Origin of the sequence: Nocardia seriolae NBRC 15557 (genome assembly GCF_007990715.1) — a bacterium.
GTDB lineage: Bacteria > Actinomycetota > Actinomycetes > Mycobacteriales > Mycobacteriaceae > Nocardia > Nocardia seriolae.
Window position 1 is genome coordinate 1 of record NZ_BJWY01000019.1, and the last position, 12,997, is coordinate 12,997.

A 12,997-nucleotide genomic window follows, 5' to 3' on the forward strand; every position below is an offset into this window, starting at 1 on the left:
GGACACTAGCGCCGCGCCGCCGCCCGGGCAGGGCTTTGACGGGCCGAATGGGCGGCATGTCCGAATCGGCCGTCATCGCAGGTCACCTATGGATTCTCAGCGGTTTCACGGCTATCGCCTATAATTCACGCCAATTGGTCGATTGACCGGCCGAATTCGCCGAAACTTCACCGGGCCGGAGCGCCGATTCAGCTCTCAGCAAATCACAAGGTACCCTCAGGCTGCCTCACTTCACGATTGCGGAGGGTTAACCCGGCGAATGACCGAGATCCGGACTACTGCCACCAGCCTCAATGCCGAGGACAGCGGCTATCACAAAGCGCTCAAACCTCGGCAGTTGCAGATGATCGCCATCGGCGGTGCCATCGGCACCGGCCTGTTCCTGGGAGCGGGAGGCCGGCTGCACAATGCCGGACCGTCGCTCTTCCTGGTGTATCTGGTCTGTGGCATCTTCGTCTTCTTCATCCTGCGCGCGCTGGGTGAATTGGTACTGCACCGGCCCTCTTCGGGCTCGTTCGTCTCCTATGCGCGCGAATTCTTCGGTGAGAAGGCCGCATTCGTGGCCGGGTGGATGTACTTCCTGAACTGGTCCATGACCGGCATCGTCGACACCACCGCGGTCGCCACCTATCTGCACTACTGGGGCCCGTTCCAGCCGGTCGCGCAATGGATTCTGGCGCTGGGCGCGCTGGTCATTGTGCTCGGCATCAACCTCGCCTCGGTGAAATGGTTCGGCGAGATGGAATTCTGGGCCGCCATGATCAAGGTGGTCGCCCTGCTCACCTTCCTGGTGGTCGGCACCGTCTTCCTGGCCGGGCGCTTCGAGGTCGGCGGCGCGAGCACCGGCCTGCGGATGGTCTCCGACGCGGGCGGCTGGTTCCCGACCGGCGTGCTGCCGCTGGTCACCGTCACCTCCGGCGTGGTGTTCGCCTATGCCGCCGTGGAAATGGTCGGCATCGCCGCGGGCGAGACCGAGAATCCGGCCGCGATCATGCCGCGCGCCATCAATTCGGTGATCATGCGTATCGCGGTGTTCTACTGCGGCTCGGTGATTCTGCTGGCGCTGCTGCTGCCCTACACCGAATACCGGGCCGGGGAAAGCCCGTTCGTCACCTTCTTCGCCAAACTCGGTGTCGCGCACATGGGCTCGACCATGAACTTCGTGGTGCTCACCGCGGCGCTGTCGAGCCTGAATGCTGGACTCTATTCGACCGGCCGTATTCTGCGGTCGATGTCGATGAACGGCAGCGCGCCGAAATTCACCTCGCGCATGTCGAAAGCCGGTGTGCCCTACGGTGGCATTCTGCTCACCAGCGTGATCGCGCTGTTCGGTATCTGGCTCAATTACGTGGTGCCGTCCAAGGCTTTCGAAATCGTGCTGAACGTGGCCTCGCTGGGCATTCTGGCGTCCTGGGCGACCATCGTGCTGTGCCAGCTGAAGCTGTACCACTGGTGGCGGCAGGGGCGGGCCGAGCGCCCGGCGTTCCGGATGGTCGGTGCGCCCTACACCGGGTACGCCACCCTGGCCTTCCTCGCGCTGGTGCTGGTCCTCATGGCATTCGACCGTCCGGTCGGTACGTGGACGGTGGCCAGCCTGGTGATCATCGTGCCCGCCCTGGCCGTCGGCTGGAAGTTCGCCAGCCCGCGGGTGCTGGCCATCGCCAAGATGCGCGAGGGCTACACCGGCGAATTCCCGGTGATCCCGCCGATCCCCATGGACGACAAGTAGTTTCCGGCTTCCGGGGGTACACTGGGAAACCGTCTCCGGACCTGGGCTTTTCAACTCCATGCCTGGGCTTTTCAGCGGCCGCACGTGAAATCGCGTGCGGCCGTTATGTGTTCGAGATCACTTTCACGGGTTGGCAACTATCGGCTGTGGCCATGGTCATAACTTGCCGAATAAGATTGTCCGGAATCCGACCGTTTGGTTAGCGTCTGGGTCAGCGCGTTCGCAGGGGGCGCGCGACCAGGGGTTACTCGATGAGGAGTGCTGTGAGTTCGCAATCGGCTCTTGCCGACGAGGTGGATATGACACCGATAGCCGCGGAAAACGGTGTTCCAGCCACGTTTTTCGAGCGCGTGCGCGAGGGGGTACGGGAACTTCGCCGTAATGGTTCCGAAATCGAGGTGCCCGCCAAGGTCCGGGAAACGCAATTCGCCGCACTGGGCGCCATGGGATTGGCGATGCTGCACGGTCTGCTGTCGATCGCCGGCGGTGTGACGTGCGTGCTCGGCAGCGTGGGCCACTTCTTCGCCGCCTGGGTGACCGGCGGAGTCGCGCTGCTGTTCGGGCTGCGCTCGCGCTGGATCTGGGTGGCCGCGCTGGGCTTGATCAGCCTGCAGGTGTTCCTGGGTGTGTTCACCCTCGTCTCGGCCGAAATGCCCTCGGGCGTAGGGCCGTTCACCGTGCTGGTCGGCGTGATGGTCTCGGGCGTCGTGCTGGCGCTGCTGCTGCGCCGTGACTGCTACCGCTGGTTCGCGATCGACTGAGAAAACCGTGCCGCCCACCATGAGGATGGTGGGCGGCAACCGGTTTCCCGTCAGCGCGTCACCTCAGGCTGCGCCCCAGGGCGCGACCGGCATTGCGGCCGGAGAAGATGCAGCCGCCCAGGAAGGTCCCTTCCAGGGCGTTGTAGCCGTGCACGCCGCCGCCGCCGAAGCCGGCCACCTCGCCCGCGGCGTACAGGCCCGGGAACGGGGTGCCGTCGGGGCGCATGACCTGGGAGTCGAGGTTGGTCTGCAAGCCGCCCAGGGTCTTTCGGGTGAGGATGTTCAGGCGCACCCCGATCAGCGGGCCGTGCGCGGGATCCAGGATCCGGTGCGGGCTCGCCACCCGGACCTTGTCGCCCAGGAAGCGGCGGGCATTGTTGATCGCCATCAGCTGGGCGTCCTTGCTGAACTTGTTCACCACGTCCCGGTCGCGGGCCACGATCTGCCGCTCGATATCGGCGAGATCGAGGTGCGGGCCGCGCGAGATCTTGTTCATGCCCGCGATCAGCTCGGCCAGATCGTCGGCGACCACGAAGTCCACGCCGTGCTGTTTGAACGCCTCGACCGGCCCCGGCGCGCCCTTGGCCACCCGGCTCTTGAGTGCGAGTTTCAGGTCCTTGCCGGTGATATCGGGATTCTGCTCCGAACCCGAGAGTGCGAACTCCTTCTCGATGATGGTCTGGTCGAGAATGAACCACGAGTAGTCGTAGCCGGTCGAGAGGATCCGCTTCATCGTGGCGTTGGTGTCGAAACCCGGGAAAGCCGGTGCGGGCATGCGCTTTCCATTGGCGTCGAACCACAGCGAGGACGGGCCGGGAATGATGCGGATGGCGTGATCGGGCCAGATCGGATCCCAGTTGTGGATGCCCTCGGTGTAGTGCCACATGCGATCCCGGTTCACGATGCGCCCGCCCGCGGCCTCGGTGATGCCCAGCATGCGCCCGTCCACGTGCGCGGGCACCCCGGAGATCAGGTGCTCGGGGCACGGGCCCAGCCGATCGGTGGGCCAGTTGCGGCGGATGAGGTCGTGATTGTGGCCGATGCCGCCGGAGGACACGATCACCGCCTTGGCGCGAAGTTCGAACTCGCCCTCGATATTCCGTGACGATGCGATGCCGCGCTCGGTGGTCGAGGGCTCCAGCACGCTGCCGCGCACCCCGGTCACCGCGTCGTCCTCGACGACGAGCTCGTCCACGCGATGACGGAAGGCGAAGCCGACCTGCCCGCGCTTCTCGGCCGCCAGCACGGGTTCCAGGAACACCCGCACCACCTCCGGCCCGGTGCCCCAGGTGAGGTGGAAGCGTGGCACCGAATTGCCGTGCCCGTCGGCGGTCACCCCGCCGCGCTCGGCCCAGCCGACCACCGGGGTCACCCGCAGCCCGAGATCGTAGAGGTACTGCCGCTTCTCGGTGGCCGCGAATTCCACGTAGGCGCGCGCCCATTGGCGCGCCCAGTGGTCCTCGTCCTCACGGTCGAATCCGGCCGACCCGAACCAGTCCTGCATGGCCAGCTCGACACTGTCCTTGACCCCGAGCCGCCGCTGTTCGGGACTGTCGACGAAGAACAGCCCGCCCAGCGACCAGAACGCCTGGCCACCGAGATTGGCGCGGTTCTCCTGGTCCAGTACGAGCACGCGGCGACCGGCCTTGACCAGCTCGTGGGTGGCGACGAGACCGGCCAGACCGGCGCCGACGACGATGACATCCGGGTTCTCGATCATGCCCATTTCCTTGCGGTAGAAGTTCGATACACAAATGTATCGAACGTGGTCGCGGCTGTACAGGCGCTCGATACAGCGATGTATCGAGCAAGGTTGTCGGTGGGACATGGCATGGTTCGAGTGTGCCGACTTCCATGCCCGGATCGATGACACTCGCGGCGGCGCGCCGCACCACCCTCGCGGCCCAGGGATTCGCCGCCGCCCGGCCCGGCGGAACGCCGACCCGGCGCACGATGCTGAAGGCGCTCGACAGTACGCGTCTGCTGCAACTGGATTCGGTGTCGGCCGTGGTGCGGGCGCACTACGCGCCGGTGTTCAGCCGGATCGGAGCCTATGACCGGACGCTCTTGGACGAGGCCGCGTGGGAGCACACGGCTCGGCGTCCACGTCGACTGATCGAGTACTGGGCGCACGAGGCCGCGCTGATCCCGGTCGAGGATTGGTCGCTCATGCGGTGGCGGATGGTCGACTACCGGCTCGGGCGCTGGAGAGGCTTTCGTGAGGTCTTCGAACGCAATCCGATGCTGGCCGAGGACGTGCTCGGCGTGGTCAAGGAGTTCGGGCCGAGCACCGCGGGCGAGATCGAACGGCACCTGGAGCTCGATCGGCCACGGGCCAAGGAGCATTGGGGCTGGAACCACAGCGACACCAAGATCGTGTGCGAGGCGCTGTTCTCCGCGGGCGAGCTGACGGTGCCCAAACGCGTTGGCTTCCAGCGCTATTACGACCTCACCGGCAATGTCATCCCGGCTTCCGTCCTGGCCCACGAGCCGACCGAGTCCGAGGCGATCCGGGAGCTGGTCCGCCGTGCGGCCGCCGCACACGGCATCGCCACGGAAACCGATCTACGCGACTACTACCGGATCAAACGCCACCAGACCGAGCCGGCGATCGCGGATCTCGTCGCGGCGGGAGAGCTGGAGCAGGTTCGAGTCGAGGGTTGGGACAAGCCCGCCTATCTGCACGTGGACGCGCGTACGCCACGCCGGGTGTCGGGTGCGGCCCTGCTGTGCCCGTTCGGCCCGCTCATCTTCTTCCGCGAGCGCACCGAGCGGCTCTTCGATTTCCACTACCGCATCGAGATCTACACGCCCGAACACAAACGCGTGCACGGGTATTACGTCTTTCCGTTCCTGCTCGACGGGCAACTGGTGGCGCGGGTGGACCTGCGGGCCGAGCGGTCCACCGGGCGGCTGCTGGTGCCGGGCGCGTTCGCCGAGCCGGGCCGTGATCACGCGCGGGTGGCGGGTGCGTTGGCCGCGGCGCTGCGGGAGATGGCCGACTGGCTCGAACTCGACACCGTGGAGGTCGGTGAAAAGGGCGATCTCGCACCGGCATTGCGGCGCGAGATCGCCTGAGTCCAGAGGTGCGCCGGTACGGGGTCAGAACGGCCCGTCGGTCCAGGCGTTGAGGACGATGCCGTTCTTGCCCTCGCCCTTGCACTCGATGGTCATGGGGATCAACGGCCGCGGCGAGTCGCCCACGATGTAGGTGGGGGACTGGAAGCCGCTGCCGACCTGGCGGGTGCCCAGGCACTCCACCACGGCGGCGTACCAGGTGTCGGCCGGACAGGTGAAGGTGGCGGTGTCGAGCGTCCGGTCGATGCGGCAGGCCTGGTCGGCGTGGGCGGCGGGGGCCGCCGACAGCGAGATCAGGCCCGCCGCGCCGATACCGAGTGCGGAGCCGATCGCGAGCGACCGGCGGCGCGGGTGGAGATCGTGATGGTTCGTCATCGAAACAAGCTCCCTCGTATACGGACAGATCAAACGAAAACAGTTCGTCCCATACTGACCGCGAGAGTCGCCGGACAGCCGAAACTCGCGGAGATCGATGCCCCGGCGTGGCGCGTCGCCCGGGACGCGCGAGGACACCGCGGCTTCATTCCGTGCGGGATTGCGTGGGATGCAAGATCGCGCGGACTGCCGTTCCGGACCGGTTCCGGATCAGGCCATCAGCTCGTTCCGCGGTGAATTCAGTACCGCCCCAACGCAGCTCGGCACGGCCGGGTAGAGCCGGAGGCCGGACACGAACAGTGCCCCCGTATCGGATTCGGCGGACGCGGGCACCGAGACGGCCACCAGGGCGGCGGCGGCCAGGCACACGGCCCCGGCGATGGCGAGTGAGCGGCGGCGCATACGCAGACCGGTCATGGCGTTCCCCTTTCTGAACTGATCTTGCCGATACTTCGGAGCCGCGACCGCCCCGGATGGCTGTCTTCTGAGAGGCGCGGATGGTCGCGAATGCGGGTCGGTGAGTGGCGCGGCGGGCGTGTCGGCGGGCATGACTAACCTGGACGCGTGGCAGATCCCGCGACCTACCGGCCCGCCCCGGGCACCATTCCCGTCGAACCCGGCGTCTACAAGTTCCGGGACAAGTTCGGGCAGGTCATCTATGTCGGCAAGGCGAAAAGCCTGCGGCAGCGGTTGAACTCGTACTTCGCGGACGTGGCCGGGCTGCACCCGCGCACCCGGCAGATGGTCACCACGGCGGCGGGCGTCGAGTGGACCGTGGTGTCCACCGAGGTGGAAGCGCTGCAACTGGAATACAACTGGATCAAGGAATTCGATCCGCGCTTCAATGTCCGCTACCGCGACGACAAGTCGTACCCGGTGCTGGCGGTCAGCCTCAACGAGGAATACCCGCGCGTGTTCGTCTACCGGGGCGCGCGCAAGAAGGGCGTGCGCTACTTCGGCCCCTACGCCCACGCCTGGGCCATTCGCGAGACCCTGGATCTGCTGCTGCGCGTCTTCCCGGTGCGCACCTGTTCGGCGGGAGTCTTCAAGCGGCACAGCCAGATCGGGCGACCCTGCCTGCTGGGCTACATCGACAAGTGCTCCGCGCCCTGCATCGGCCGGGTCAGCGCGGCCGAGCACCGGCAGATCGTGGACGACTTCTGCGACTTCCTCTCCGGTAAGACCGACCGCCTGGTCAAGCAGCTCGAACGCCGCATGCACGAGGCCGCCGACGAACTCGACTTCGAACTGGCCGCCCGGCTGCGCGACGACGTGCAGGCGCTCAAGCGCGCCCTGGAGAAGCAGGCCGTGGTGCTGGGCACCGGCACCGACGCCGATGTCATCGACTTCGCCGTCGACGAGCTCGAGGTCGCGGTGCAGATCTTCCACGTGCGCGACGGGCGGGTGCGCGGCCAGCGCGGCTGGGTGGTCGACAAGTCCGGTGATGCCATCGACGGGGTGGAATCCGGCGGGGAGCTGCCCGTATTGGCCGAGCAGTTCCTCACCCAGTTCTACGGCGAGCAGACCGCGGTCGCCGAGCAGAGCGGTGACGAGCAGCCCGGCGCGGTGGTCCCGCGCGAGGTGCTGGTCCCGGCTCTGCCGAATGACCATGAGCAGGTGCAGAATTGGCTGTCCGGTTTGCGCGGGTCGGCGGTCGGGTTGCGGGTGCCGCAGCGCGGCGACAAGAAGGCCCTCGCCGAGACCGTGCAGCGCAATGCCCAGGAGGCCCTGGCCCAGCACAAGCTCAAGCGGGCCGGTGACCTGACCGCGCGCTCGGCCGCCCTGCAGGAATTGCAGGATGCCCTGGATCTGGACAGCGCTCCGCTGCGGATCGAATGTGTGGACATCTCACATGTACAGGGCACCGACGTGGTGGCCTCGCTGGTCGTCTTCGAGGACGGCCTGGCCCGCAAGTCCGAATACCGGCACTACTCGATCAAGGAGGCCGCCGGCGACGGCCGCTCCGACGATGTCGGCTCCATCGCCGAGGTGACGCGGCGCCGCTTCGGCAAGCTGCGCCGGGATCTCGACGCCGCCGAGGCCGCGGAGCTCGAATCGGATTCGGACGCAACCGAATCCGATCTGCCTCCGGGCATCGATCCGAAGACCGGCAAGCCGCGGCGCTTCTCGTATCCGCCCAACCTCTACGTGGTCGACGGTGGCCAGCCGCAGGTCAATGCCGCGGCCGAGGTGCTCGACGAGCTGGGCATCACCGATGTCGCGGTCATCGGCCTGGCCAAGCGCCTGGAAGAGGTCTGGGTCCCGAACGAGTCCGACCCGGTCATCATGCCGCGCACCAGCGAGGCTCTATATCTGTTGCAGCGCGTGCGTGACGAGGCGCACCGGTTCGCCATCACCTTCCACCGGTCCAAGCGCTCGCGCCGGATGACGGCCTCGGTGCTGGACTCGGTGCCCGGTCTGGGCGCGGCGCGCAAGACCGCGCTGGTGCAGCACTTCGGGTCGGTGGCCAAGCTCAAGCAGGCCACGGTGGAGCAGATCACCGAGGTCCCGGGCATCGGGGTCGCGACCGCCAAGGCGGTGCTGGCCGCGCTCCAGGCGCAGTGAGGCCGGACCGCCCGGTCGGATGGCCCGATTAGCGGGTGGCATTCCGGAGTGGCGCGGTCTACCGCGTGCCGTGGCGCGTCGGAGCCGGACGCACCGGGTAGAGTGCGACACGCCGATCGGGAAATTTGCGACACGCCGCGTGTGCAGGTCGGGAGCAGAAATCACAGCTAGGTTGCGCTCCCGTCGTGTGCCTGCCGCGTTTCAGGCCATCGGTGCAGGATGATCGAGGGAACTCCAGACACGAACCGGTAGGACATGACGCGCGTCGAAGCCAGTACCGATACGGCCGAAAACAGCAGGAAAACCGAAACAGCTGATTCCCAGCCGCCCGCCCGCCGCGGTCGGTCCCAATCCGATTCCGCGCCGGTCGAGGTCGTGATCGTGACCGGTCTGTCCGGTGCCGGTCGCGGGACCGCCGCCAAGGTGCTCGAGGACCTCGGCTACTACGTGGCCGACAACCTCCCGCCCGAATTGATCGGGCGCATGGTCGAACTCGGCGGCGGCGCCGAACCGCCCATCCGCAAACTGGCGCTCGTCATGGACGTGCGCAACCGTTTCTTCACCGGCAATCTCGCCGCGGTCGGCGAACAGCTGCGGGCCGCGGGTGTGCGCACCCGCATCCTGTTCCTGGAGGCCTCCGACGACGTGCTGATCCGCCGCTTCGGATTCGCCCGCCGGCGCCACCCGCTGCAGAGCGAGTCCGCCGACGGCACCCTGACCGCCGGCATCGCCGCCGAGCGGCAGCGCCTGGACCCGGTGAAAACGGCCGCCGACGTGGTGATCGACACCACCGAACTATCGATCCACCAGCTGCACCGCAAGCTCGAGGAGGTCTACGGCGGTGACACCGCCACCGTGTTGCAGCGGACCGTTCAATCGTTCGGTTTCAAATACGGGGTCCCGCTCGATGCCGATATGGTGTTCGACTTGCGATTCCTGCCGAATCCGCACTGGATTCCGGAACTCCGCGAAAGGACCGGACAGGATGCCCCGGTCAGCGAGTATGTGTTGTCGCGCCCGGGCGCCCAGGACTATCTGGGCACCGCGCGGCATCTCGTCGACCTGACGACCGAGGGTTACCGCCAAGAGGGGAAGCGATACATGACCGTGGCAGTGGGCTGCACCGGCGGCAAGCACCGCAGTGTGGCCGTAGCGGAGGCACTGGGCGACGCCCTGGGCTCGGACAGCGAGTCCGGCGACGTGGTGCGCGTTGTTCATCGGGATCTGGGGCGGGAATGAGCGAGACGAATTCCGGCCGGACCGCGAATCCGGCCATCGTTGCCCTCGGCGGCGGGCACGGGCTGTATTCGACCCTGACCGCCATCCGGCGGCTCACCCGCAAGATCACCGCGGTGGTCACGGTCGCCGACGACGGCGGCTCCTCGGGACGGCTGCGTTCCGAGCTCGGTATGCTGCCCCCGGGTGATCTTCGAATGGCCTTGGCGGCCTTGGCCGAAGAGACCGACGGCATCTGGGCGCGAACCTTGCAACACCGCTTCGGCGGCACCGGCGCGCTGGCCGGGCACTCGGTCGGCAACCTGATCCTGGCCGGCCTCACCGAGGAGCTCGGCGACCCGGTCGCCGCCCTCGACGAGGCCGGGAAGATCCTGCGCATCACCGGCCGGGTGCTACCCATGTCGCCCATCGCGCTGACCATCGAGGCGGATGTCTCTGGGCTGGAAGGCGATCCGCGCGTGAGCCGCTGCATCCGCGGTCAGGTGGCGGTGGCGACCACGCCGGGAAAGGTGCGCCGGGTGCGGCTGATCCCCTCGGATCCGCCCGCCTGCCCCGAGGCGACCTCGGCCATCGAGCACGCCGACGTGGTGGTGCTGGGCCCCGGGAGCTGGTTCACCAGCGTCATCCCGCACGTGCTGGTGCCCGAATTGCACGAAGCGCTGCTGCATACCCGGGCGCGGAAAGTGCTGGTGCTCAACCTCGCTGCCGAACCGGGCGAAACGGCCGGATTCAGCGCGGAACGGCACCTGCATGTATTGTCCCAGCACGCACCGGATTTCACAGTCGACCATGTTTTGGTCGACTCGGGTTCCGTACCCGAGGGTAGGGAACGCGAACATCTGGCAAGAGCTGCCGAACAGCTGCGTGCACGAGTAACCTTCGCTGATGTCGCCGAGGCGGGGACGGACCGGCACCACCCCGGAAAGCTTGCCGCCGCACTGGATCAGGTGATCCGGCAACCTCGGCCGGAATTGGCAGGGCTTCGAGTCGAAGGACGGCATATGGGCCAACGTGTGCGGTCCGGGTTGGGTGGAAAGGAGCGCGTCTCGTGGCGATGACAGCGGAAGTGAAGGACGAGCTGAGCCGACTCTCTGTATCACAGGTGAGTTCGCGCGAGGCCGAACTGTCCGCGCTACTGCGGTTCGCCGGTGGATTGCACATCGTCGGCGGTCGAGTGATCGTCGAGGCCGAGGTGGACATGGGTTCCATCGCGCGCCGGCTGCGCCGGGAGATCTTCGAGCTGTACGGCTACGGCTCGGACGTGCATGTCCTCGGCGCGGGCGGGCTCCGGAAAACCTCCCGGTATGTAGTGCGGGTTTCCAAGGAGGGCGAGGCGCTGGCGCGCCAGACCGGTTTGCTCGATGTGCGCGGCCGCCCGGTGCGCGGCCTGCCCGCCCAGGTGGTGGGCGGCAGCATCGGCGATGCCGAAGCGGCTTGGCGCGGAGCGTTTCTCGCGCACGGCTCGCTCACCGAACCCGGTCGATCCTCGGCCCTGGAGGTGAGCTGCCCGGGGCCGGAGGCGGCGCTGGCGCTGGTCGGCGCGGCCCGGCGGATGGGCATCTCGGCCAAGGCGCGCGAGGTGCGCGGCACCGATCGCGTGGTGGTGCGCGACGGTGAGGCCATCGGCGCCCTGCTCACCCGCATGGGTGCGCAGGACACCCGGCTCACCTGGGAGGAGTGGCGCATGCGCCGCGAGGTCCGGGCGACCGCCAACCGGCTGGCCAACTTCGATGACGCCAACCTGCGTCGCTCGGCCCGCGCGGCCGTGGCCGCGGCGGCCCGTGTGGAGCGCGCGCTGGAAATACTGTCCGACGATGTGCCAGACCACTTGGCCGCCGCGGGCAAGCTGCGCGTGCTGCACCGCCAGGCGTCCCTCGAGGAGCTGGGCCAGCTCGCCGATCCGCCGATGACGAAAGACGCTGTGGCGGGCCGGATTCGGCGGCTGCTGTCGATGGCGGACCGGCGCGCCAAGGAACTCGGGGTGCCCGACACCGAAAGCGCGGTCACCGCAGAGCTGCTCGAAGAGGCATGAATCACCCACGCTGCTGTGTGATTGCCGGGTAATACCGTCCGGAAGCGTCGCAACCCTTGCGGTTGCGGCGCTTCCGAACGTCTGTGACCAAAGTGAACGTTCGGTAGTTCACCGTGGCGGGGGTGTGTCCGTGATGTATCCGTTACAGGTCTAGGGTTAACACCGCAACGGAAACGATCCGCAAAGCTGAGGAGCGAAAACGTGACTGTCCGGGTAGGGATCAACGGCTTCGGCCGCATCGGGCGCAACTTCTTCCGCGCCGTCGAGGCGCAGAAGGCCCTCGGCACCACCGATATCGAGATCGTGGCGGTCAACGACCTGACCGACAACAAGACCCTCGCCACCCTGCTGAAGTACGACTCCATCCTCGGCCGTCTGCCGCAGGACGTTTCCCTCGACGGCGACTACATCGTGGTCGGCGATCAGCGGATCCGCGCGCTGGAGATCAAGGAAGGCCCCGCCGCCCTGCCGTGGGGCGACCTGGGTGTCGACGTGGTCGTCGAGTCCACCGGCATCTTCACCAGCGCCGCCAAGGCCAAGGGCCACCTGGCCGCCGGCGCCAAGAAGGTCATCATCTCCGCGCCCGCCACCGATGAGGACATCACCATCGTGATGGGCGTCAACGACGACAAGTACGACGGCTCGCAGAACATCATCTCGAACGCCTCGTGCACCACCAACTGCCTGGGCCCGATCGCCAAGGTGCTCAACGACTCCTTCGGCATCGAGCGCGGCCTGATGACCACGGTCCACGCCTACACCCAGGACCAGAACCTGCAGGACGCCCCGCACAAGGATCTGCGTCGCGCCCGCGCCGCCGCGCTGAACATCGTGCCCACCGGCACCGGTGCCGCCAAGGCCATCGGCCTGGTGCTGCCCGAGCTGCTCGGCAAGCTCAACGGTTACGCGCTGCGCGTGCCGGTCCCGACCGGTTCGCTCACCGACCTGACCGTGGACCTGCGCAAGGCCGCCACCGTCGACGAGGTCAACGCCGCCATGAAGGCCGCCGCCGAGGGCCCGATGAAGGGCATCCTGAAGTACAATGTCGACCCGATCGTCTCCTCCGACATCGTGACCGACCCGCATTCCTCCATCTACGACGCGCCGCTGACCCAGGTCATCGACAACCAGGTCAAGGTCGCCTCGTGGTACGACAACGAGTGGGGCTACTCCAACCGTCTCGCCGACCTCATCGGCCTCGTCGGCAAGTCGCTGTAAGAC

The 12,997-nt window shown here is 67.3% G+C and carries 11 protein-coding genes; 8 read left to right on the top strand and 3 right to left on the bottom strand.

The genetic code is table 11. The features are described from left to right. Positions 1–259 precede the first annotated feature (259 nt). Both NS2_RS08800 and NS2_RS08805 read left to right on the top strand, forming a co-directional pair. On the top strand, positions 260–1,729 hold the full coding sequence (locus tag NS2_RS08800) for an amino acid permease (protein WP_033086828.1): 1,470 nt from the start codon (positions 260–262) through the stop codon (positions 1,727–1,729). Positions 1,730–1,992: 263 nt separating this feature from the next. Then, entirely contained in the window at positions 1,993–2,490 is a 498-nt protein-coding gene (locus tag NS2_RS08805; protein WP_143837411.1) for a COX15/CtaA family protein, read from the top strand. Positions 2,491–2,548: 58 nt separating this feature from the next. Here the strand turns inward: NS2_RS08805 and NS2_RS08810 are convergent, their stop codons facing one another. Then, a complete protein-coding gene (locus NS2_RS08810; protein ID WP_033086882.1) occupies positions 2,549–4,210 on the bottom strand; it encodes an FAD-binding dehydrogenase in 1,662 nt (553 codons plus the stop codon). A gap of 146 nt (positions 4,211–4,356) precedes the next feature. Between NS2_RS08810 and NS2_RS08815 the strand changes: the two genes are divergently transcribed. Then, a complete protein-coding gene (locus NS2_RS08815) occupies positions 4,357–5,568 on the top strand; it encodes a winged helix-turn-helix domain-containing protein (RefSeq protein ID WP_033086830.1) in 1,212 nt (403 codons plus the stop codon). Positions 5,569–5,592: 24 nt separating this feature from the next. On the opposite strand, the gene NS2_RS08820 is transcribed toward NS2_RS08815, so the two are convergent. Together NS2_RS08820 and NS2_RS08825 are read right to left on the bottom strand one after the other, a co-directional pair. After that, positions 5,593–5,943 (bottom strand): hypothetical protein, encoded by a 351-nt coding sequence (locus tag NS2_RS08820; protein WP_033086831.1) that lies wholly within the window; start codon positions 5,941–5,943, stop codon positions 5,593–5,595. 210 nt (positions 5,944–6,153) lie between these two features. Beyond that, the gene (locus NS2_RS08825) at positions 6,154–6,360 is read right to left on the bottom strand and encodes a hypothetical protein (RefSeq protein WP_033086832.1); all 207 of its coding nucleotides are present in this window, start codon (positions 6,358–6,360) and stop codon (positions 6,154–6,156) included. Positions 6,361–6,507: 147 nt separating this feature from the next. On the opposite strand from NS2_RS08825, the gene uvrC reads away from it, so the two are divergent. The 5 genes from uvrC to gap all read left to right on the top strand — a co-directional run bounded on the left by uvrC (position 6,508) and on the right by gap (position 12,994). Beyond that, the gene (gene uvrC, locus NS2_RS08830; protein ID WP_033086833.1) at positions 6,508–8,508 is read left to right on the top strand and encodes an excinuclease ABC subunit UvrC; all 2,001 of its coding nucleotides are present in this window, start codon (positions 6,508–6,510) and stop codon (positions 8,506–8,508) included. A gap of 255 nt (positions 8,509–8,763) precedes the next feature. Then, entirely contained in the window at positions 8,764–9,747 is a 984-nt protein-coding gene (gene rapZ / locus NS2_RS08835) for an RNase adapter RapZ (RefSeq protein ID WP_033086834.1), read from the top strand. After that, the gene (locus NS2_RS08840) at positions 9,744–10,802 is read left to right on the top strand and encodes a gluconeogenesis factor YvcK family protein (RefSeq protein WP_033086835.1); all 1,059 of its coding nucleotides are present in this window, start codon (positions 9,744–9,746) and stop codon (positions 10,800–10,802) included. The genes rapZ and NS2_RS08840 overlap by 4 nt, the downstream gene beginning before the upstream one ends. Beyond that, positions 10,793–11,776: a DNA-binding protein WhiA gene (gene whiA / locus NS2_RS08845; RefSeq protein WP_033086836.1), complete on the top strand. Its 984-nt coding sequence runs from the start codon at positions 10,793–10,795 to the stop codon at positions 11,774–11,776. Before NS2_RS08840 ends, whiA begins: the two co-directional genes overlap by 10 nt. A gap of 201 nt (positions 11,777–11,977) precedes the next feature. After that, positions 11,978–12,994, top strand: a complete 1,017-nt coding sequence (gap, locus tag NS2_RS08850) for a type I glyceraldehyde-3-phosphate dehydrogenase (protein WP_033086837.1) — start codon at positions 11,978–11,980, stop codon at positions 12,992–12,994. Positions 12,995–12,997 lie beyond the last annotated feature (3 nt).